The following is a 632-nucleotide window of genomic DNA, read 5'->3' as shown; positions in this document are numbered from 1 at the left end:
AGCGAAGTCGTACAAGGAGAATTTAGGGAGGATCTATTTTATCGACTCAATATATTACCGCTGACCATTCCTCCACTTCGAAAAAGAGGCAAAGACATTTTGATGCTGTCTGAGCACTTTTTAACAGATTTATCTCATGGTCAAGTACACAACATGTCCGAAGAAGTGAAAGCAAAACTGCTTAAACATCGTTGGCCTGGAAATGTACGTGAGCTGCGTAATGTGATTCAGCGAGCAATTGTCATGTGTGAAGACAATACCCTACTCGTTGCTGATTTAGGGCTTGAGAATAGTGAAAGGCAATTACTCCCTTCTGTTGATCAAATTGACCTCGACTATTTGTTACAGGCCATCGAAGAAAATAAACACAATATGAGCGCAGCCGCACGCCATCTAGGTATTTCTAGAACAACACTTTATCGGCTGATTAAGAAGTACAATATCAACATCTGACAATGTGTACATGTGTAACGCAACACAGTGTAACAACGAAATCACGGCATATCATTTACTTAGCTTTTTCATATAAAACACGTCATGTAAGGCTCTTATAAATCAATAAGTTAAAATAGGCATACTCTTTGCCTTTGTATCCTGTGTCGTCACTCATGATGACACAGGAGCAAAAAATG

General features: G+C 39.2%; 1 protein-coding gene. It reads left to right on the top strand.

Translation table 11 applies throughout. From position 1 onward, the window contains the following. On the top strand, window positions 1–453 hold a 453-nt coding region (locus tag R7Z50_RS28490; protein WP_318149880.1), incomplete at its 5' end, for a helix-turn-helix domain-containing protein. Window positions 454–632: the final 179 nt, after the last annotated feature.

The sequence above is a fragment of the Vibrio sp. 1249-1 genome (assembly GCF_033340495.1).
The sequence above is the reverse complement of the archived record's forward strand: the minus strand, read 5'-3'. Positions and strand labels throughout refer to the sequence as shown.